The organism is Stutzerimonas stutzeri, assembly GCF_038561965.1.
Taxonomy (GTDB): domain Bacteria; phylum Pseudomonadota; class Gammaproteobacteria; order Pseudomonadales; family Pseudomonadaceae; genus Stutzerimonas; species Stutzerimonas stutzeri_AA.
Genome location: NZ_CP139348.1, coordinates 257,644 through 275,983 on the forward strand (window position 1 = coordinate 257,644; position 18,340 = coordinate 275,983).

At 63.9% G+C, this 18,340-nt stretch carries 16 protein-coding genes; 9 read left to right on the plus strand and 7 right to left on the minus strand.

Going from position 1 to position 18,340, the window contains the following annotated elements; all coding sequences use genetic code 11:
• Positions 1–117 precede the first annotated feature (117 nt).
• The 4 genes from SM130_RS01115 to SM130_RS01130 all read left to right on the plus strand — a co-directional run bounded on the left by SM130_RS01115 (position 118) and on the right by SM130_RS01130 (position 4,251).
• Complete coding sequence (locus SM130_RS01115; protein ID WP_102824004.1) at positions 118–984, plus strand: HDOD domain-containing protein; 867 nt, start codon at positions 118–120, stop codon at positions 982–984.
• Between the two features lie 58 nt (positions 985–1,042).
• Positions 1,043–1,855 (plus strand): bifunctional DNA-formamidopyrimidine glycosylase/DNA-(apurinic or apyrimidinic site) lyase, encoded by an 813-nt coding sequence (gene mutM / locus SM130_RS01120; protein WP_102824005.1) that lies wholly within the window; start codon positions 1,043–1,045, stop codon positions 1,853–1,855.
• A 118-nt stretch (positions 1,856–1,973) separates the two neighbouring features.
• Positions 1,974–2,315: a multidrug transporter gene (locus tag SM130_RS01125; RefSeq protein ID WP_102824006.1), complete on the plus strand. Its 342-nt coding sequence runs from the start codon at positions 1,974–1,976 to the stop codon at positions 2,313–2,315.
• 148 nt (positions 2,316–2,463) lie between these two features.
• Positions 2,464–4,251, plus strand: a complete 1,788-nt coding sequence (locus tag SM130_RS01130; RefSeq protein ID WP_423835157.1) for a Na/Pi cotransporter family protein — start codon at positions 2,464–2,466, stop codon at positions 4,249–4,251.
• On the opposite strand, the gene ggt is transcribed toward SM130_RS01130, so the two are convergent.
• The 6 genes from ggt to SM130_RS01160 form a co-directional block, all read right to left on the minus strand.
• Positions 4,235–5,968 (minus strand): gamma-glutamyltransferase, encoded by a 1,734-nt coding sequence (gene ggt / locus SM130_RS01135; protein WP_102824008.1) that lies wholly within the window; start codon positions 5,966–5,968, stop codon positions 4,235–4,237. The genes SM130_RS01130 and ggt overlap by 17 nt on opposite strands.
• Positions 5,968–6,219, minus strand: a complete 252-nt coding sequence (locus SM130_RS01140) for a YfhL family 4Fe-4S dicluster ferredoxin (RefSeq protein ID WP_102824009.1) — start codon at positions 6,217–6,219, stop codon at positions 5,968–5,970. Before SM130_RS01140 ends, ggt begins: the two co-directional genes overlap by 1 nt.
• A 107-nt stretch (positions 6,220–6,326) precedes the next feature.
• A complete protein-coding gene (gene coaD / locus SM130_RS01145) occupies positions 6,327–6,809 on the minus strand; it encodes a pantetheine-phosphate adenylyltransferase (RefSeq protein ID WP_102824010.1) in 483 nt (160 codons plus the stop codon).
• A gap of 105 nt (positions 6,810–6,914) precedes the next feature.
• Entirely contained in the window at positions 6,915–8,510 is a 1,596-nt protein-coding gene (locus SM130_RS01150; RefSeq protein WP_102824011.1) for a GMC family oxidoreductase, read from the minus strand.
• 15 nt (positions 8,511–8,525) lie between these two features.
• Positions 8,526–9,056: a twin-arginine translocation pathway signal protein gene (locus tag SM130_RS01155; RefSeq protein ID WP_102824012.1), complete on the minus strand. Its 531-nt coding sequence runs from the start codon at positions 9,054–9,056 to the stop codon at positions 8,526–8,528.
• Positions 9,057–9,067: 11 nt separating this feature from the next.
• A complete protein-coding gene (locus SM130_RS01160) occupies positions 9,068–10,480 on the minus strand; it encodes a coniferyl aldehyde dehydrogenase (protein ID WP_102824013.1) in 1,413 nt (470 codons plus the stop codon).
• Positions 10,481–10,611: 131 nt separating this feature from the next.
• On the opposite strand from SM130_RS01160, the gene SM130_RS01165 reads away from it, so the two are divergent.
• The 5 genes from SM130_RS01165 to SM130_RS01185 all read left to right on the plus strand — a co-directional run bounded on the left by SM130_RS01165 (position 10,612) and on the right by SM130_RS01185 (position 17,233).
• Positions 10,612–11,280, plus strand: a complete 669-nt coding sequence (locus SM130_RS01165) for a TetR/AcrR family transcriptional regulator (protein WP_102824014.1) — start codon at positions 10,612–10,614, stop codon at positions 11,278–11,280.
• Positions 11,281–11,412: 132 nt separating this feature from the next.
• Entirely contained in the window at positions 11,413–12,795 is a 1,383-nt protein-coding gene (locus SM130_RS01170; protein ID WP_102824015.1) for a diguanylate cyclase domain-containing protein, read from the plus strand.
• Position 12,796: 1 nt separating this feature from the next.
• Entirely contained in the window at positions 12,797–14,125 is a 1,329-nt protein-coding gene (locus tag SM130_RS01175; RefSeq protein ID WP_102824016.1) for a glycosyltransferase family 2 protein, read from the plus strand.
• The gene (locus tag SM130_RS01180) at positions 14,125–16,209 is read left to right on the plus strand and encodes a TolC family protein (protein ID WP_102824612.1); all 2,085 of its coding nucleotides are present in this window, start codon (positions 14,125–14,127) and stop codon (positions 16,207–16,209) included. Before SM130_RS01175 ends, SM130_RS01180 begins: the two co-directional genes overlap by 1 nt.
• A gap of 10 nt (positions 16,210–16,219) precedes the next feature.
• The gene (locus SM130_RS01185) at positions 16,220–17,233 is read left to right on the plus strand and encodes an HlyD family secretion protein (RefSeq protein ID WP_102824017.1); all 1,014 of its coding nucleotides are present in this window, start codon (positions 16,220–16,222) and stop codon (positions 17,231–17,233) included.
• A gap of 6 nt (positions 17,234–17,239) precedes the next feature.
• On the opposite strand, the gene SM130_RS01190 is transcribed toward SM130_RS01185, so the two are convergent.
• A complete protein-coding gene (locus tag SM130_RS01190) occupies positions 17,240–18,220 on the minus strand; it encodes a hydrolase (RefSeq protein ID WP_102824613.1) in 981 nt (326 codons plus the stop codon).
• Positions 18,221–18,340 lie beyond the last annotated feature (120 nt).

Below are 18,340 nucleotides of genomic sequence, written 5' to 3' on the forward strand. Positions count from 1 at the left end.
CTGTCTAGTTGGTCGCCTCGCGGAATGCGAGTCACTTGAAATGGGACCCACATCTCAGCCAAAGTTCGCCCTTTAGTGCCGATGGCACTTTGCCCTCTCGTCGAGCGACCCCTCCTCATGGCCGTTGAACTCTCCGCCGAACAGATTCGCCGGGTGCTGCAAGGCATCAGCGTGCCCCCGCAACCGCAGATCATGGTTGACCTGCAGATGGAACAGGTCATGCCGGTGCCCGATCTGAAAGCCATCGCTCGGCTGATCAGCCAGGACCCGGGCCTGTCTGGAGCACTGCTGAAGTTGGTGAATTCGCCGAAATTCGGTCTCGCCAATCGCATCGCCTCCATTCAGCAGGCGGTGAATCTGCTGGGCTGCAACTCGGTGATCAACCTGATCAATGCCCAGTCGATCAAGGGCGAAATGAGCGACGAGACCATCGTCACCCTCAGTCGCTTCTGGGACAGTGCGCAGGACGTCGCCATGACCTGCCTGACCCTGGCCAAGCGCATCGGCTATCAGTCGCCGGACGAGGCCTACACCCTGGGGCTGTTCCATAACTGCGGCATCCCGCTGATGCTCAAGCGCTTTCCCGGTTACATGAGTGTGCTGGAAGAGGCCTACGCCAGCGCCGGGGAAGAGCAGCGCATCGTCGATATCGAGAACCGCTTGCTCAGCACCAACCATGCCGTGGTCGGCTATTTCACCGCCAAGTCGTGGAACCTGCCATTGCACCTGTGCGATGCCATCGCCAATCACCACAATGCACTCTCGCTGTTCTCCGACGATTCGGGGCGCGATGCGCCGATCAAGACGCTGCTGGCGATCCTCAAGATGGCCGAACACATCTGCGCCTGCCATCGCGTGCTCGGCGGTCAGCCGGATGATCACGAGTGGGAAAGCGTGTCGCAGTCGGTACTCGAATACGTCGGGCTATCGGAATACGATTTCGTCTGCCTCAAGGAAAGCATCCGCGAATTGGGCGTGGGCTGACGCCCCGGCACCGGCCTGCTAAGGTCGGCATCCCTTCGCTGCATCCAATACGTCTGCCATGCCCGAACTTCCCGAAGTCGAAACTACCCGCCGTGGCATCGAGCCGCACGTCGTCGGCCAGCGCGTCAGCCAAGTGCTGGTACGCGACCGGCGCCTGCGCTGGCCGATTCCCGAAGACCTCGATGTACGCCTGTCGGGCCAGCGCATCGAGGCCGTCGAACGCCGCGCCAAGTACCTGCTGATCAAGGCCGAAACGGGCACGCTTATCGTCCATCTCGGCATGTCCGGCAGCCTGCGTCTGGTGGATGCGGCGCAGCCGGTGGCCAAGCACGATCACGTCGATATCCTGCTGGAGTCCGGCCAGGCGCTGCGCTACACCGATCCGCGCCGTTTCGGTGCCATGCTCTGGAGCAACGAGCCGCTCGCCCACGTACTGCTGGCCAGCCTCGGGCCCGAACCGTTGGGCGAAGACTTCGACGGCGACCGTTTGTATCGGCTGTCTCGCGGGCGGAGCCTGGCGGTCAAGCCATTCATCATGGACAACGCAGTGGTGGTGGGGGTCGGCAATATCTATGCGAGCGAGGCGATGTTCTCTGCCGGTATCGACCCGCGCCGGCCGGCCGGCAGCATCTCGCGGGCGCGTTATCTGAAGCTGGGTGAGGAGATCCGCCGGATACTGGCGATGGCCATCGAGCGCGGCGGCACCACATTGCGCGACTTCGTCGGCGGCGATGGCAAGCCCGGTTACTTCCAGCAGGAGTTGTTCGTCTACGGACGGGCCGGCGAGTTCTGCAAGAGCTGTGGTTCGACCCTGCGCGAGATTCGTCTCGGCCAGCGCGCCAGCGTGTATTGCGCTCGTTGCCAGCGTTGAGCCCTTGGCGTAACTGCGCGGGCATTGACGGCGTTCACGCTCAGCTTGCCTCGGCCACTGCTATAGTGGCCGTCACAACTAAAAACTGCCGCGTTTTGCACATCTGAAGGACCACACCATGAATCTGTTCCGCTCTACCGCTGCTGTCTTGGCACTGACCACTGGCCTGCTGGCGCTGCCGGCACATGCGGAATCGGTCCCGCAGAATGTCAGTGGCGATCCGATGTACACCGTCGAGGCGCCCAAGGCCTTCTCCATGGTGGGCGATCTGGTCATTGCTCGCCCATTGCTGATCGCTGCAACAGCAATCGGCGCCGGCGTATTCGTCGTCAGCCTGCCGTTCACGGCCCTTGGTGGCAACGTCGGCGAAGCTGGCAAGGCGTTGGTGGTCGAGCCCGGCAAGGCTGCCTTCGTACGTTGCCTGGGCTGCACCACCACTGGCTACGGCGCCCAGAATTGATCGACATCATCCACACCGCGACTCGTCAGGCATGAGCCTATCGGTCGCGGTGCTGCTGCAGTAGGCTTCGCCTCCCATTCCGAGCCGCGAAGCCTCGCCCTTGAACAGCCGTTTCTTCAAGATTCTCCTGCCCGTCGCGGGCGTGCTGATGCTCTCCTGGTCGTTCTGGACCAGCGATGGCTGGCTCGAGCTTTGCGCCGGACTCGCCCTTTTCCTGTTTGGTATGCAATGCCTTGAGGAAGGGCTACGTCAGCTGGCCGGCAGCAAGCTCGAGCAGCTCCTGGCACGTAGCACTGCAACGCCGCTCAAAGGCATGCTGTTCGGCATGAGCGGCACCATGCTGCTGCAATCCAGCACACTCGTTTCGTTGCTTACCATTGCCTTCATCAGTACCGGCCTGATCAAGCTCGCTGGCGGCATCGCGATTTTGTTCGGAGCCAATCTGGGTTCCACGACGGGTATCTGGTTGCTGGCCCTGGCTGGGCAGAACGTCAGTCTCAGCCCGCTCGCCTTGCCCTTGCTGGTATTCGGGGTGTTGGCGAGTTTTACCGGCGAGAAGGGCAAGGCAGCCGGACGCATCGTGCTGGGCATCGCGTTCATTTTTCTCGGTATCGATCAGATCAAGACGGGGTTCTCCAGCTTCGGCGGCATGGATCTATCGCAATACCATGCCGGTGGCTTGGCCGGGCAATTGCTGTTCGTGGCGATCGGCCTGCTTGCCACCGTAGTGCTGCAGTCCAGCCATGCCACGCTGATGCTCACACTCACCGCGCTGGCGGCCGGGCAACTGGATCTGGTGCAGGCGCTGGCAACCGCAATCGGCGCCAACGTGGGCACCAGCGTCACCACCGCGTTCGTCGGGTCGCTCGGCGGCAACCGCAGTGGTCAGCGGCTGGCACTGGCGCACGTGCTGTTCAACGTGACCACTGCCATGCTCGCCATCGCGCTGCTGGTGCCGCTGGCGTGGCTGGTGCAGTGGCTGATGACCCCGTTGGGCCTGGAGGACAATCGCCTGATTCAGCTGGCCCTGTTCCACACGCTGTTCAACGGCATCGGGGTGCTGCTGTTCTGGCCGTGGCAAGCACAGCTGGCGAATTTGTTGTTGCGCGTGCTGCCGGAGCGGGTCGAGCCGGCGGTGCTGATCACTGAGCTGACGCCGGCCCGGCGCGAGGGCCTGACTCATGCGCGTTATCTCAATGATCGTGCCCTGGATTCGGCAGACGCCGCCGCCAGTGCGGTGGCGCAGGAACTGCAACATCTGGCCCGCCTGAGCCTGGAAGTGATCTGCCATGCGACCTACCTGCCGGTCGAGCAACTGCGCCAACAGGGCAAGATCGACGAAGCCTTGATAAACGCGAAACCCGAAGCTCAGGCACTGGATGCCGAGAGCCTCTACCAGCGCCATATCAAGGGCGTGTATTCCGACCTGCTGACCTTCATGGGCCGGCTGGAGCTGCCGATGGATGAAAGCCATCAGGCGTTCTGGCTCAACTGCCAGGTCGCGGCGCTACAGCTGGTGGATGCGGTCAAGGATGCCAAGCACCTGCAGAAGAACCTCGGCCACTATCTGCGCACCGACGATTCCGCTGCACGCCAGGCCTATGTCGAGCTGCGGCGTAATCTGCTGGAATCGTTGCGGGAAATTCGCGCGCTGAACCACTCCGAGTTACCCGATGAGCTATGGCGTGAGCGGCTGAACTGGCTGGACGAGCGCGCCGCGCAATTCGATGCCGAGTTCCGTCGCCGCTTGTTCGAGTCGATCCGCGGCCACAAGCTGGACGGGCTGCAGAGCAGCTCGCTGATGAATGACCTGGGCTACGCCAGCCGTATCATCCAGAGCCTGCGCAACGCTTTGCTGCTCGGTGAAGGCCATGAGCTGACGCGGCAGCTGCGTCAGCTCGCCGAGGACGACGGCCCGGTCATTCTGCAGCTGTAGCCGGCTCGCGGCGTGCCGGCACCATCAGTGCCTGGCCGATGCCGCGTGGGTCGCTGGCCGCCTCGACCGTGCCGCTCGGCTTGTGCCAATAGAGCACCTGCTGGTTGCCGTAATCGCGTTCGATCAACCTGGGCTGGTGGCCGCGCTCGCGCAGGGCATCGAGCTGCGCCGGCGTGAACGCATCGGCCTCGTACTGCAGCACGTCAGGCAGGTACTGGTGGTGATAACGCGGCGTTGCCGGCCAGGCCTGCACGGGTTCGCCATCCAGATAAGACAATGCCGAGAGCAGCACCATGCTCGGGATGCGGCTGCCGCCGGGAGTGCCAAAGGCGGCGAACTCGTCAGCGCTTTCGATGAAGGTCGGGCTCATGCTCGACAGCGGGCGCTTACCGCCGGAGATTGCATTGGCGCTGCTGCCAGCCAGCCCGTAGGCATTGCTGCCCTCGATGTCAGCGGCGAAGTCGTCCATTTCGTCGTTGAGCAGCACGCCGGTGCCGGGCACGGTGAAGGCGGCTCCGAACATCATGTTCAGCGACAGCGTCGCGGCTACTGCATTGCCCTCGGCATCAATCACGGCAAAGTGCGTGGTGTGTTCGCCCTCACGCCAGCGCGGCGCCGGCGGCAGCGCACTGCTGGGTGTGGCCCGGTCCGGTTCGATCGAGCCGGCGAGCTGGTCGAGGTAGCGCTCGGAAAGCAAATGGGCAAACGGTGACGCGACGAAATCCGGATCACCTAGCAGGCCACGGTCGCGATAGGCGCGGCGCAGCGCCTCGACCACCAGATGACTGCGCTGCAGCGGTTCGGCATCACGCCAGGACAGGCGTTCTAGAATGCCCAGGCTCTGCGCGAGGATCATGCCGCCGGCCGAGGGCGGCGGCGCGCCGATCAGCTCGCGGCCATCGGCGAGGGCGAAGCGCAGCGGCTTGCGCTCGACGGTGCGGTAGTCGGCCAGATCCTGCAGTGTCCAGATGCCGCCAGCGGCACGCACGCCCTGTACCAGCCGCTCGGCCACTTCGCCGCGATAGAAACCGTCACGGCCCTGGCTGGCGAGGCGCTCGAGGGTCTCGGCGAGCTCTGGCTGACGTAGCAGGAGGCCTTCAGTCGGGAGTTCGCCGTCATCGAGAAACAGGCGTGCGCTTTCGGCATCGTCGCGCAACGCAGCGAGGCGCCAGCCGGCACGCTGGCGATACACGGCATCCACCGCAAAGCCATCGCGCGCCAGGGCGATGGCAGGTGCCAGGGTCGTTTCCAAGGGCAGGCGGCCACGCTTTTCAGCAAGATCCACCAGCGCTGCCGGCGTGCCGGGAATCGCCGCGGCGAGCGGACCATTGAGCGACAGTTCGCGCTGGGCCTTGCCATCGCGCAGGTACATGTCGGCTGTGGCGGCGCCAGGCGCTCGCTCGCGGGCATCGAGGAAACTGTGGCGGGCGGGATCGCCTGCCTCGCGCAGCAGAAAGAAACCGCCGCCGCCGAGCCCGGACCCATAGGGCTCGACCACGGCCAGGGCGGCGCTGACCGCAACGGTAGCGTCGAACGCATTGCCACCGGCTTCGAGAATGCGCCGGCCGACTTCGCTGGCCAGTGGGTGGGCAGTGGCGACGGCGCCGTTTGCGAGGGGGTTGCCCTGAGCTGCGAAGGCCAGCAGCAGGAGGGCGGCGAGACAACCCTGGAGGCCCTTGAGCAGGGTTATCCGTCGGGTCGGTCGCCGCAGGATCATCAGGCCTTGCCGGTGATGATCATGTACTTCTGCATCAGTTCGTCCTTGCTCTCGACGTTGGTTTCGTCGAGCGGGATGCAGTCCACCGGGCAGACCTGCTGGCACTGCGGCTCGTCGTAGTGGCCGACGCATTCGGTGCAGAGGTTAGGGTCGATGACGTAGATTTCCTCGCCCTGGGAAATGGCGCTGTTTGGGCACTCCGGCTCGCACACATCGCAGTTGATGCAGTCATCGGTGATTATCAGGGACATCCAGCGAACTCCTGCCGTGGCTCGAACCACGGCACAGCAATATTACGACCGGGCAATTGTGCCGCATCGCCGGCCTGCGTGCACACGACGCAGCCCGGCGGGCATCTTCAGTTCTGGCCGAAGCGCTCGTGCAGCGCGCTCATCACCGCCGGGTGGACGAATTTGGATACGTCACCCTTGAGCGAGGCGATTTCGCGAACCAGCGTCGAAGAAATGTAGGAGAACTTTTCCGACGGCGTGAGGAACAGACTTTCCACATCGGGCGCCAACTGACGGTTCATGTTGGCCAGCTGGAATTCATATTCGAAGTCCGACACGGCGCGCAGCCCGCGCAACAGGATGTTGGCCTGCTGCTCCTTGACGAAGTGCGCCAGCAGCGTGGAAAAGCCCATGACCTTCACGTTCGGCAGGTGCTTGGTGACTTCTTGAGCCAGCGCCACACGTTGCTCGAGCGGGAACAGTGGGTTCTTCTTGGGGTTGGCCGCCACGGCGATGATGACCTCGTCGAACAGGCGCGAGGCGCGTTCCACTAGATCGGCGTGGCCCATGGTGATGGGATCGAAGGTTCCCGGATACAACACTCGATTCATCGCGGCGTCCTGACGCATGCGTGGGGGGGTGGATGGTAGCGGCTCGGTGTCGACAGCGTAAAGCCTGAATACCATGCAGCGATCTGTCGTGAATGGCAGGTAATCTCAGGACTTCTGTAGGCGATCGCCCAGTTCCGTCGCCAGTTTCGCGCACAACGCGTAGATCGAGAGCTGAGGGTTGGCGCCGATGCTGGTCGGGAACAGCGAGCCGTCATGTATCGACAGGTTGGCCAGCTGATGGTGCCGTCCGAGGCTGTCGGTGACCGCTCGGCGTGGGTCGTCGCCCATGGCACAGCCGCCCATTACATGGGCGCTGCCAAGGCGGGTGCGGTAAGGCGCGAGGTCTAGGCTCTCGATCAGCTCGCGGGCGGCGCGCGGTGTGCTCACGTAGCGGGCGTCGGCATGCAATGGCAACACGGCGTGGGCACCGGCAGCGAACTGGATCTCCGCCATGCTGAGAAAGGCCCGGCGGATGCCGTCCCAGGCGTAATCGGTCACGCGGTAGTCGAGCACCGGGCTACCGTCGCTGCGCAACTCGACAGTGCCCTCGGCGCTGTCCGGATGAAAGCCGTCGCGTTGCAGCGCGATCATCGCGTGGGTATGCGGCAGCGCGGCCATGCGCTGTGCATTCTCCGGGCCGAAGCCGCCGAACAGTGTCGCAGCGAGCGCCGGATGGACAGGTGGCACTTCAAGCTTGTAACCGGCTGGGCCGGCAACGCCGTCGCGCCACTGGAAGTGGTCGGAATAGATCGATTGCGGTGCGCCCTGGAAGGCGTCGATGCGCTCGTCGAACTGCGCCGCGGAGAAGTTCGTCAGGTGCAGGAAGCTGCGCTTGCCGACGCGCTGGTGCGGGTCCGCGGCGTTCGAACGCAGCAGCAGTGCCGGCGTGTTGATGCCGCCGCCGGCGAGAATGTAATGCTTGGCGACGACGCGGATGCGGTGCCCGGTCGGTGCCACGCAGCGTTCGTCCATGCCCAGGCAATCCAGGCCGACGACCTGCTCGCCGCGGACCTGCAAGCGCTCGGCGCGGGCGAGGTAGAGCAGCTCGCCGCCGTTTTCCAGCATCGCCGGAATGCTCGTGACCAGCATCGACTGCTTGGCGTTGGTCGGGCAGCCCATGCCGCAGTAGCCGAGGTTCCAGCAGCCGCGCACATTGCGCGGGATTACTGCCCAGTGCTGGCCAAGGCTTTCGCAGCCGCGTTGCAGCACCGCATTGTTGGCATTCGGCGGTACGGCCCAGGGCGCTATGCCGAGGCGCTGCTCCATGCGCTCGAACCAGGGTTGCAGCGCCTCGACCGAAAGCCCGCTGACGCCATGGTCGCTGGCCCAGTGCTGCAGCGTTTGCGGCGGTGTGCGAAAGCTCGAGGTCCAGTTCACCAGCGTGGTACCGCCAACGGCACGGCCCTGCAGGATGGTGATGGCGCCGTCCTTGCTCGTACGGCCGATGGCTTCCTGATAGAGCGAGCGGTAGGCGCGGGCTTCCTGCATGTCGAAGTCGCTGCTGGTGCACAGCGGGCCTTCCTCGATGAGCAGCACCTTGAAGCCTGCTGCGCTCAGCACTTCCGCGCTGGTGGCGCCGCCTGCACCGCTACCGACGATCGCAATGTCGGCTTCCAGCGTCAGGTCGCGCTCCATTCGTGAGCCGTTGTGGGTGGTCCAACCGCGGGCGAGGCCTTCGGCAAATAGATCGGCAACGGGCACGCAGGCCTCCTTTGGTCAGACCTTGGGCGGTCCGGGATAACCGCAGTGCGCCCAAGAGGCGGGGCTGGCGTACCAGGCCATGAGGATCATCTGTAGCAACGAGGCGTGGCCCTGGCGCAGCAGGGTCAGCGAACTGTTTTGCCAGCGCAGCAGGAAGGCCTGCAGTTCGTCATCGGACGCCGCATCCCAGTTGCCCCAGATGCCGGTCAAAGGACCACGGGTCAACGGCAGGCTGAGCACGTCGAACAGCTGTTGCACCTGTTCTGCCAAGGCTGGCGAAAGGTGTCGCAGGCCCTGGTCAAGGCTGATCAGAGTGGCCTGTACGGCTTGCGGCATGGCATCAGCGGATACCGACCCGGTCAACAGCAGCGGCGTCAGGCGGGTCAGCAGCGGCAAATCGCTGTCGCGCAGCATGACGAAGCCATTTGCCGGGCCGTCGGCAGCGGCACTCAGTGTTCGGCTGAGTAGGCCGCCACCTGCCAACAGCGCGCCGCCGAGCAGGCCGATCTTGAGCAGTTGGCGGCGGTGCATCGAGGGCTCGCTCATCGCGGTCCGCTTCAGCGTATGAACAGAGCGTAGATCAGCCTCTGCCACCACTTGCCATAGGGTGGGTAGATCAGCCGGGCGGCGTTGAAGCGCTGTTTGACGAACACGCCCTTGGCCTTGCTGAAGGTGAGGAAGCCCTCGTGGCCGTGGTACTGCCCCATGCCGGAGGGGCCGATGCCGCCGAACGGCAGATCGTCCTGGGCGACGTGCAACAGGGTGTCATTCAGGCAAACGCCGCCGGAGTGGGTCTGTTCCAGCACCCGTTGCTGTTCGCCGCGGTCGTAGCCGAAGTAGTACAGCGCCAGCGGTCGCGGCCGTGCGTTGACGTAGGCCAGCGCTTCATCCAGATCGCCGTAGGGCACGATCGGCAACAGTGGGCCGAAGACCTCCTCCTGCATCACCCGCATCTGCTCGTTCACCTCCAGCAACAGGCAGTGCGGCATGCGCCGCTGCTGCGCCTGGGCGAATAGCGGCAGGATTCTCGCGCCTTTGGCCTCGGCATCGTCCAGATAGTCTTGCAGTCGCGCCAGCTGACGGGCATTGATGATCGCGGTGTAGTCGGGATTATCGCTAAGCGTCGGATACAGGCGCTGCACGGCGTCGCGGTAGGCTGAAACGAAGCCATCGATGCGGTCATGCGGAACCAGTACGTAGTCCGGTGCAACGCAGGTTTGCCCGGCATTCATGCATTTGCCGAAGGCAATGCGTTCGGCCGCATCGGCGAGTGGCACGCCGGACGAGACGATGGCTGGCGACTTGCCGCCGAGTTCGAGGGTCACCGGCGTGAGGTTCTCAGCGGCTGCGCGCATCACATCGCGGCCGATCGGGGTCGCGCCGGTGAACAGCAGGTGATCGAACGGCAGCCGGGCAAAGGCGCGCCCCACTTCTACGTCACCCAGCACTACCGCCACCTGGTTGTCGGGGAATATCTGTGCCAGCAGCGTCTTGAGCAGCTGGCCGGTAGCGGGCGTCGACTCGCTCATCTTCAGCATCACCCGATTGCCTGCCGCCAGTGCGCCGATCAGCGGTCCGATGGCCAGGTAGAGCGGGTAGTTCCACGGCACGATGATGCCGACCACACCCAGCGGCTGATAGATCACCCTTGCGCTGGCCGGCTGGAAGGCCAGACCGACACGTCGGCGTGAGGGTTTCATCCAGCGGCGCAGGTAACGGCAGGCGTACCGGATGCCATGCAGGCTGGGCATGATTTCCGCCAGCAGCGTCTCGTCGGCCGAACGATGACCAAAATCCGCCGCGATCGCCTCGATCAGCGCCGGCTGGTTGCTGGCGAGCACATCGCGCAGGGCGTCCAGCCAGCGCAGGCGGTCTTCCTCCAGCGGCATCGGCGCGGCATTGAACGCTACGCGCTGGCTTGCGAACACGTACTCCAGAGCGGCGAGCGCTTGTGGTGTGTCGGCAGACATGTGGACTCCTGGCGGTGATGTGCTGGAGGATTTCTAGAGTAAATACTCTAAAGTGTCAACGAGACGTGCTTGCCTGCCAGCTGGCGTGTACCGTTGCTTCCTTCGCTTCGCCGCCGAGAACCCGCCGCCCCATGGCACCCCGAACCAAGACCCGTGACCGCATCATCGAAGCCAGCCTGGCGCTGTTCAATGCTCAGGGCGAGCGCAACGTCACGACCAACCACATCGCCGCTCACCTCGGCATCTCGCCGGGCAACCTCTACTACCACTTCGCCAACAAGCAGGCGATCGTCGCCGAGCTGTTCGGACAGTACGAGGCGCGTGTCGACCAGTTCCTGCGATTGCCGCCGGCGCGGGAGGTGCAAGTCCAGGACAAGGCGCTTTACCTCGAAGCCTTACTCGATGCGATGTGGGACTACCGGTTTTTGCATCGTGATCTGGAAGGCTTGCTGGATGCCGACCCCGAGTTCGCGGTGCGTTATCAGGCGTTCGCCACTCGCTGTCTGCAGCACGCCCAGACGATTTACCAGGGCTTCGCCACGGCCGGCATATTGCTGGCTGACGAAATGGAGATCGACGCGTTAGCACTCAACGCCTGGATCGTGCTCACCTCGTGGGTACGTTTTCTCGGCACAGCCGGTACGGGTGCAGGTTCGGGCCAGCTGGATCGACTGCATCTGCGGCGTGGCATCTATCAGGTTCTGGCTCTGGAAAATGGCCTGGTTGCTGCTGGCGCGGTTGAGGCGGTGCGTGCCTTGCAGCAGCAGTACTTCGTTCCCAGCGAGCAGATACTGCCGTGAAGGCATGCGGTGTTAGTCGGGTGGAATAAATCCAGTCTTCACTGACAAAGACCGGCGAGCAGCCCCAGAAACAAACTACAATGATGGCAATTCAATATCGTCATTGGGCTGTCGAACATCATGCCGTCATCAATGCCGCGTGTTGGCGTTCTAGGTGTTTCATCGTTGCCGTTGTCCGGCGTTGACGTCGAGCGGCACGCCGACCTCCTTTCGTTCCAGGGAGAGGCCACCTATGACGTGGTTCTGCTTGATCTTCCGGGCGCCCGAGCCGGCGAGGCGCTGCGCAGCCTGCGGATGGACAAGCGCTATCGATTCAGCCTGATCTATTGCTGCCAAGACCTGGACTCCTGGTGCACCGCTTTGGGCGATGGCGCGCCGCCGCCGGATCTCAGCGCCGTGGTACCGCTGTGGCGGCTATGGTGCGAGCGCTTCGGTTTGTTCAATCGCGGCAGTGCGCCGGAGCGCTTCGAGGCGCGGGTGCTGGCCTGGCTCTGGCTACGGCCTCACGGCGGCGTGCTGGCGGTGCGTGATGCGAGTGTTGCCCAGCACTACCGTTATCCGCTGCTCGAAGCGCTGGAAGATGACGAGACGCCCAATGTGTTCGCCTGGCTGCAGTTGATGACGCAGCAGGGATGGCTTGAAGAAGCCGAGCTGCTCGACCGTGTTCGACTGTGTGTCAGCTGCGGTTCGGGGCGCCTGAACTACGTCGACGTCTGCCCGGAATGCCAGACACTGGAGATTGCACGGCAGCCCTCGTTGCATTGCTTCACCTGCGGCCATGTCGGGCCTCAGGAGCATTTTCTCAAGGATGGCCTGCTGCTGTGTCCGAACTGTCTCAGTCGTTTGCGCCATATCGGCAGTGATTACGACAGGCCGCTGGAGAACTACCGCTGCCGCAGTTGCCATGCGTTTTTCGTCGATGCCGAAGTAGAGGCGCGCTGCCTGGATTGTGGGCACGGCCATGCTCCCGACAAGCTAAGGGTCCGCGAGGTGCGCAACTATCGCCTGGCCGAGGCCGGTCGCTTACGTTGCCGTCAGGGCTACAGTGCCAGCGCCATCGAGACCGACCAGTTTGGCCAGCTCAACTTGCTGACACAGAAAACCTTCCACGAGCTGCTCAACTGGCAGTTGCAGATGGTTCGACGCTACAAGAAACCTGGCTTTTCCTTGCTGGGGCTACGTTTCGTCAACCTGGCAGCGACCATCAACGAGCTCGGCGAACTGCGTGGTCACGCATTGGTGGATAGCCTGGTGGAGCGGCTTCAGGAAGCCGTACGCGACACCGATCGCTGCTGCCGGGTTAGCGAAGAAATCCTCTGGATCATGATGCCGCACACCGAGGCGGAGGGCCTGGCGGTGGTGCGTAAGCGGCTCGCGCAGGGCGCCGAACAGCTGGCCAGTGGGCAAATCGGTCGGCTGCAGCTGCGTCAAGCGGGCTTCACGGCTCCGGCCGATCTGCTTGAACATGAGGACGCCGCCTTGCTGCTGGCCCGACTCAACGGGGAGTTGGGCTGACATGGACGCCTTCTGGCTGCAATGGCTGGGCATTCTCGGGGAAATCGATAAACCCGACGGGTTGGGCTATCTGCTGGTAATGCTGTTTCCGGCGTTCCTGTTGTTGGAGGTGCCGCTCAACCTGGTCATTTTGCTTGGCGTATTGCGCTGGTTCGTGCGCAAGCCATTCGAGCTGCCGGAGGGCAACAGCTATCGGCCCCGTGTCTCCTGCATCATCACCTGTTACAGCGAGGGCCGCGACGTACAAACCACGCTGCTCAGTCTGTGCGAACAGACCTACCGCGGCGAAATCGAGATGATTCCGGTGATCGACGGCGCGGCGGTCAACCACTCAACGATGCAGGCCGTACGCGACTTCCGCGTTAACGCACGGTTGTATCCGCACCGATTTCTGCGACCGATCGCCAAGTGGCAGCGCGGGGGACGGGTGTCCTCGCTCAATGCAGGGCTCGAATACAGCACCGGTGAGATCGTCATGGCGCTGGACGGCGATACCTCCTTCGACAACGACATGGTGGTCAACGTGGTGCGGCACTTCCAGGATCCGCAGGTGCCAGCCGTGGCGGGCAGCCTGCGGGTGCGCAACACGCGTGCATCGCTCACCACCGCGATGCAGGCGCTGGAATACCTGCTGTCGATTCAGATGGCGAAAATCGGGCTTAGCGAGTGGAACGTGGTGAACAACGTCTCCGGCGCGTTTGGGGCCTTCCGGCGCAGCTTTCTGGAAAAAATAGGAGGCTGGGATACGCACACTGCTGAAGACCTCGACCTCACGCTGCGAATCAAAAACTACTTCGGCCGCGAGCCGTTGCGCATTCCATTCGAGCCCTGCGCAATCGGGCATACCGACGCGCCAGCGACCTTCCGCCAGTTCCTCATGCAGCGCCTGCGCTGGGATGGCGACCTGTTCTTCCTTTACGTACGCAAGCACCGCCACAGCTTCACGCCAAGATTGCTCGGCTGGCGGAACTTCATCGTGGTGCTGGTGAGTGGCTTCTTCTTCCAGCTGGTGCTGCCTTTCATCATCTTCGGCTACTTCCTGGTGGGCCTCTACACGCTGAGTTTTTCGACCTTTCTGGTGCTCGCGCTACTGGTCTACCTGGTTTACCTGGCCAATACGTTGCTGGCCTACGTCGTTCTGCTGGCAATGGTGTCCGAGCGGCCGATGAAGGATCTGTGGCTGTGCTGGGCGGTGCCGCTGTTTCCGCTGTTCATGTTCGTCATGCGTTGCTGGAGCGCGGTCGCCATCCTCAACGAGATGCTGCGGCGCGGGCACGAAGAAACTGCCATGGCACCCTGGTGGGTGCTGCGCAAGGCGAAGAGGTTCTGATGCTTAGGCCATGTGCATGTTTACTGCTGCTCTGTCTGGCGGTCGTCGCCCGGGCCGACGTGTTGCCGCTGTCTACGCTGCTTGACGACGCTGCGGCCAGCTCGTCGGTACGTGCCGTGGATGCAGAGCTGGTAGCGCTCAAGGCGCAGCAGCAGCAGCGTGAAGCCGAGGCGGGTTGGCAATGGTTCGCGTCGGCAGGGGCGGGGCACTACCGTGAGCTCGTAACCGATGACCTGCGTGACGATTACTACGGCCGCAATCTGGCCCTGGGGCTGCGCCACCCTCTGTTGGGCAGCCTGCACCGCCAGCTCGACGCCGTGCGCAACGTGGAATCCGAACGCTTGCAACAGCAGGCACGTCGCGAACTGTATCGTCTCGAACAGCGATTAGCGCTCCGCAGTGCTTATGCCGATTGGTGGCGGGCGCAACAGGAGCAGCAATGGTGCCGGTCGCTTGCCGGCAGTGCCGAGCAGGCCCGCCTCCGCTTGGCCGAGCGCGTGCGCGGCGGCTGGCTGCTGGCCTCCGAGGCGCGTCTGCTGGACGCTCGTTGGCAAGGGCTGCAGCAAAGATGCGCTGGAAACCAGCTGGTACTGGATGAAACCCGCTTCAGCCTGCAGGCGCTGTCCGGTCGGCCGATCGAGCTGCAGCAACAGGCTCGTGCCGAGGCGCTCGCGCTCTCTGCGCAGCCTGTCGGCACCTGGCTGCAGGCCCTTGAGGCGCACCCGCGTTTACAACAGCGGCGCGAACAAGTACGGCGGGCCGAGCAGAATCGTAAGTCGCCGTGGTACGCAGGGGTTGATTCGAGCTTCAGCGTGGCGCAGAGCTACGAGGACCGCAGCGGCAGCAGCAAGCCGGGCGATGGGCTGGTTGCCAGCATCAATTTGTCGACACCCTTCGATCCGCTGGGCTATGGCCGGGCGCGTGGCGATGAAGGCGAAGCCCGGAAGCAGTCGGCACTGGCTCAGTTGGAGGCTGAGCGTGAGCAGATGGTCCAGGGGCTGGCGCAGGCACTGCGCACACAACGGCTGGCGGCCGATGAGTTACCCCTGGCACGCCAACAACTGGAGGCGTCTGCGCTGGCGCTACACGAGCAGCGTCTGCGCCGTGAAGGTGAGATCGACCAGGCGTTGCTCGGCGCGATAACCGCAGAACTCGAGCATGGCTATTCCGGTTTGCGGCTGATCGCTGCCTGGCACAGCCTATGGCTGCGCGAGGCGGCACTGCGCTTGTTCGTCGAGGAAACTGCCGCGGCGTCCGCCTTGCTGGGGCCATCGCAGGCAGACTGGCCGGGGCTTGGCGAGGCCGCGAGCCGGTCGTCTGCAGTGCAGGAGGGTGGCTGGCGACAGGGCGTGTATGTCTGGGACAGCCGACGCCTGCTCGACCCGCAAACCCGCGCCGAAGCACTGCAGGCCTTGCACGCGGCAGGCATGCGACGGGTTCATCTAGGGCTTAGTGCGGCCCAGGTAGCTGAGCCGATGCGACTGCGCGGCCAGCTTTCCGACACCCTGCGAGATGCGCGGGCGCGCGGGCTGGAGGTAACGCTTCTGCTCGGCGAACCGCAATGGCTTCTGCCAGGCCCGCGCCAGGATCTCATTGAACTGCTGAAAACGCTGGCGTCACTGCCCTTCGATGCGCTGCATCTGGATCTGGAGGTCGAGCAGCTCGGCTGGCCAGTGCCACCGGCCCGTCTGCGCGACTGGATGGACACGCTCGAAGCGGTGATGCAGGTCAGCCCATGGCCGCTGGAATTGTCTAGCCACCACCGCTGGTTTGCCCAGCCTGCTGCCGGTGAGTACTGCGTCCCCTGTCGTCTGCAGCAGCGAGGCGTTAGCCAAGTCAGTCTCATGATCTACACCCGTAACCCGGACCGCAGCGCTCAACTGGCGGAGGGCATTGCCCGGCGCTGGCCCGGGCTCAGGTTTCGTCTGGCACAAAGCGTGGAGCCGCAGCTCTCTGCACAAGAGAGCTGGAAGGATGCTTCCCGACTTCAGCTGGAAAAACAGGTCGCGAGCTGGCGACACCGCCTGCAGGCGGTGTCTGTGAGCGGCATCGACTGGCAGGACTGGTCCTACTTCCCTCATTGAGCTGAACCGCATGAAGATCAAATTTTCCAGCGCCAAGGAGCAGCAGCCGGCCCAGGAGCAAGGGCTTCACGTGCTCTATGCACCAGGCAAACGCATGGCCTTTCGGTTGCGCTGGTACCTCATCCTCTTGGCCGTCGTCAGCCCGTTGCTTTGGCTGGTGGTGCGCTGGGCGTTTGCGCTCTGGTTGATCGAAGCTCCGGCACAGCTGCATCTGCCTAGCGGGGAGCTCCGCGCGCGTGACGGCGCCCAGGTCAGCCAGCTACTGGTTCAGCCGGGACAACGCGTGAAGGCGGGGGAGGTGCTGGTTCGACTGGACAACCCGGAGTGGCGTGCGCGTCGCTTTCTGCTGGCCGCAGCCGTTGACGCGCCAGATATGATCGAGCGTGAAGCGCTGGAGCGCGAGCGAGCCCTGCTCGAAGTCCTGTTATCGCGTGCGCAGGCGCGCGTCGATCAGATGCAGCGCTTGTTCGACAACGGTGCTGCCACCCGTGGCGAATTGTTGTCGGCCGCCGATCAGCGCGACGCGCGCTTACGCGACATCTACCAATTGGCGCAGCGTACTCGGCCGGCCGTGAGCGTTGATCAACGCCAGCGCGAGCTGGAACTTGCCTGGCTGGACAATCGCTTGCAGGCGCTTGAGCTGCGCGCCGAGGAAGACGGCAAGGTCGGCGAGATTCTGGTGGCGCCAGGCGAGAATGTCGGCCCAGGTACGCCCTTGCTGCGTTTGGAGCGCGACGGTGAGGCGCAGGTGTGGGTCTATCTCCACCCACGGCATGCCGCTGATGCTGTGGTCGGCAAGTCCCTGACGCTGGTCTTCCCGGATGGCAGCAAACGCCCGGCGCAGGTGATGCAAACGGTAGATGACGCGGCATCGGTGCCCCTCGAGCTACGCCCGCCGTTCAGCGCACCGACGCGCAGCTTGAGAGTGATCGCACGCGTAGATGACCTGCCGGAGCGCTGGCGTATCGATCGGCTCGGCCTGAAGGCCCGCTTCCCTCATGACTGGCTGCCATTCGCTGACTGAATTGCGTCAGGCTTGCAGCAGCCACTGCGGAATTCGCCGCTCCAGGTAGTAGCGCGGCCGACGTGGCGAGCCTTCGACAAAGCCAACGTGGCCACCTCGGGCGTGTAGCTCGAGAGTCGTGGTCGCCGACAGCTCGGTCGATTCCGGCACGCTGTGGCGGAACACGAAGGGGTCGTCAGCGGCCTGGATCAGCAGCGTCGGTGTCGTGATCGCTGGCAGGTAGTAGCGGCTGGAGGCGCGTCGGTAGTAGTCCTGGGCGTCGCTGTAGCCATGCAGTGGCGCAGTGAAACGGCCGTCGAAATCCCAGAAGGTGCGCATGCCGTGCAGCGGCCCAAGGCTCTGCAGCGCACCGAGATGGTCCAGCAGACCCTCGCGCTGGAAGCGCTGCTGTTTGTCCTTCACATAGGCGACCATCGCCTTCATGAAGTGCGCCTGATAAATACGCGAGAAGCCAAGGCCGATACGGTCGGCGCACTGGTCCAGGCGGAACGGCACGGACACTGCCACCGCCTTGCGCAACGGACAGCTGGCGGCGGTTTCACCCAGGTACTTGAGCAGCACATTGCCGCCCAGCGAATAACCCACCGCATACAGGGGCGCCATTGGCCGGCAGGCTTGCAGATGCGCAATCACCTCGGCGAGGTCATCGCTGGCGCCGGAATGATAGGCGCGCGGCAGCAGGTTCGGTTCGCCCGAGCAGCCGCGCCAGTTGATGGCGACGCTGGCGCAGCCGCGGGCGGCCAACTGTTGCTGCAGGCCGATCACGTAGAGCGAGTTCGACGAGCCGGTCAGCCCGTGCAGTACGAGAACCAGAGGCGCGCTTGCTACATGCGGGCCATGCCAGTCCAGATCGATGAAGTCGCCATCGCTCAGCCACAGCCGTTCACGCATACGCTCAAGATGCGGCGCTCGGCGAAAGAACGGATTCCACAGCGTCTGCAGATGCGGCCCAGGCAGCCACCAGGCGGGTTGGAAGGTTTCGGACACGGTCGCGCGGATTTCCTCTGGTTTGAGCTGAACGTAGAGCGTCGGCATCAGGAAGAAAAGCAGGATGCAGATGCTGAATGAGAGTGGCCATCCGCCGGCGTATGCCTTTGGAGATATGGT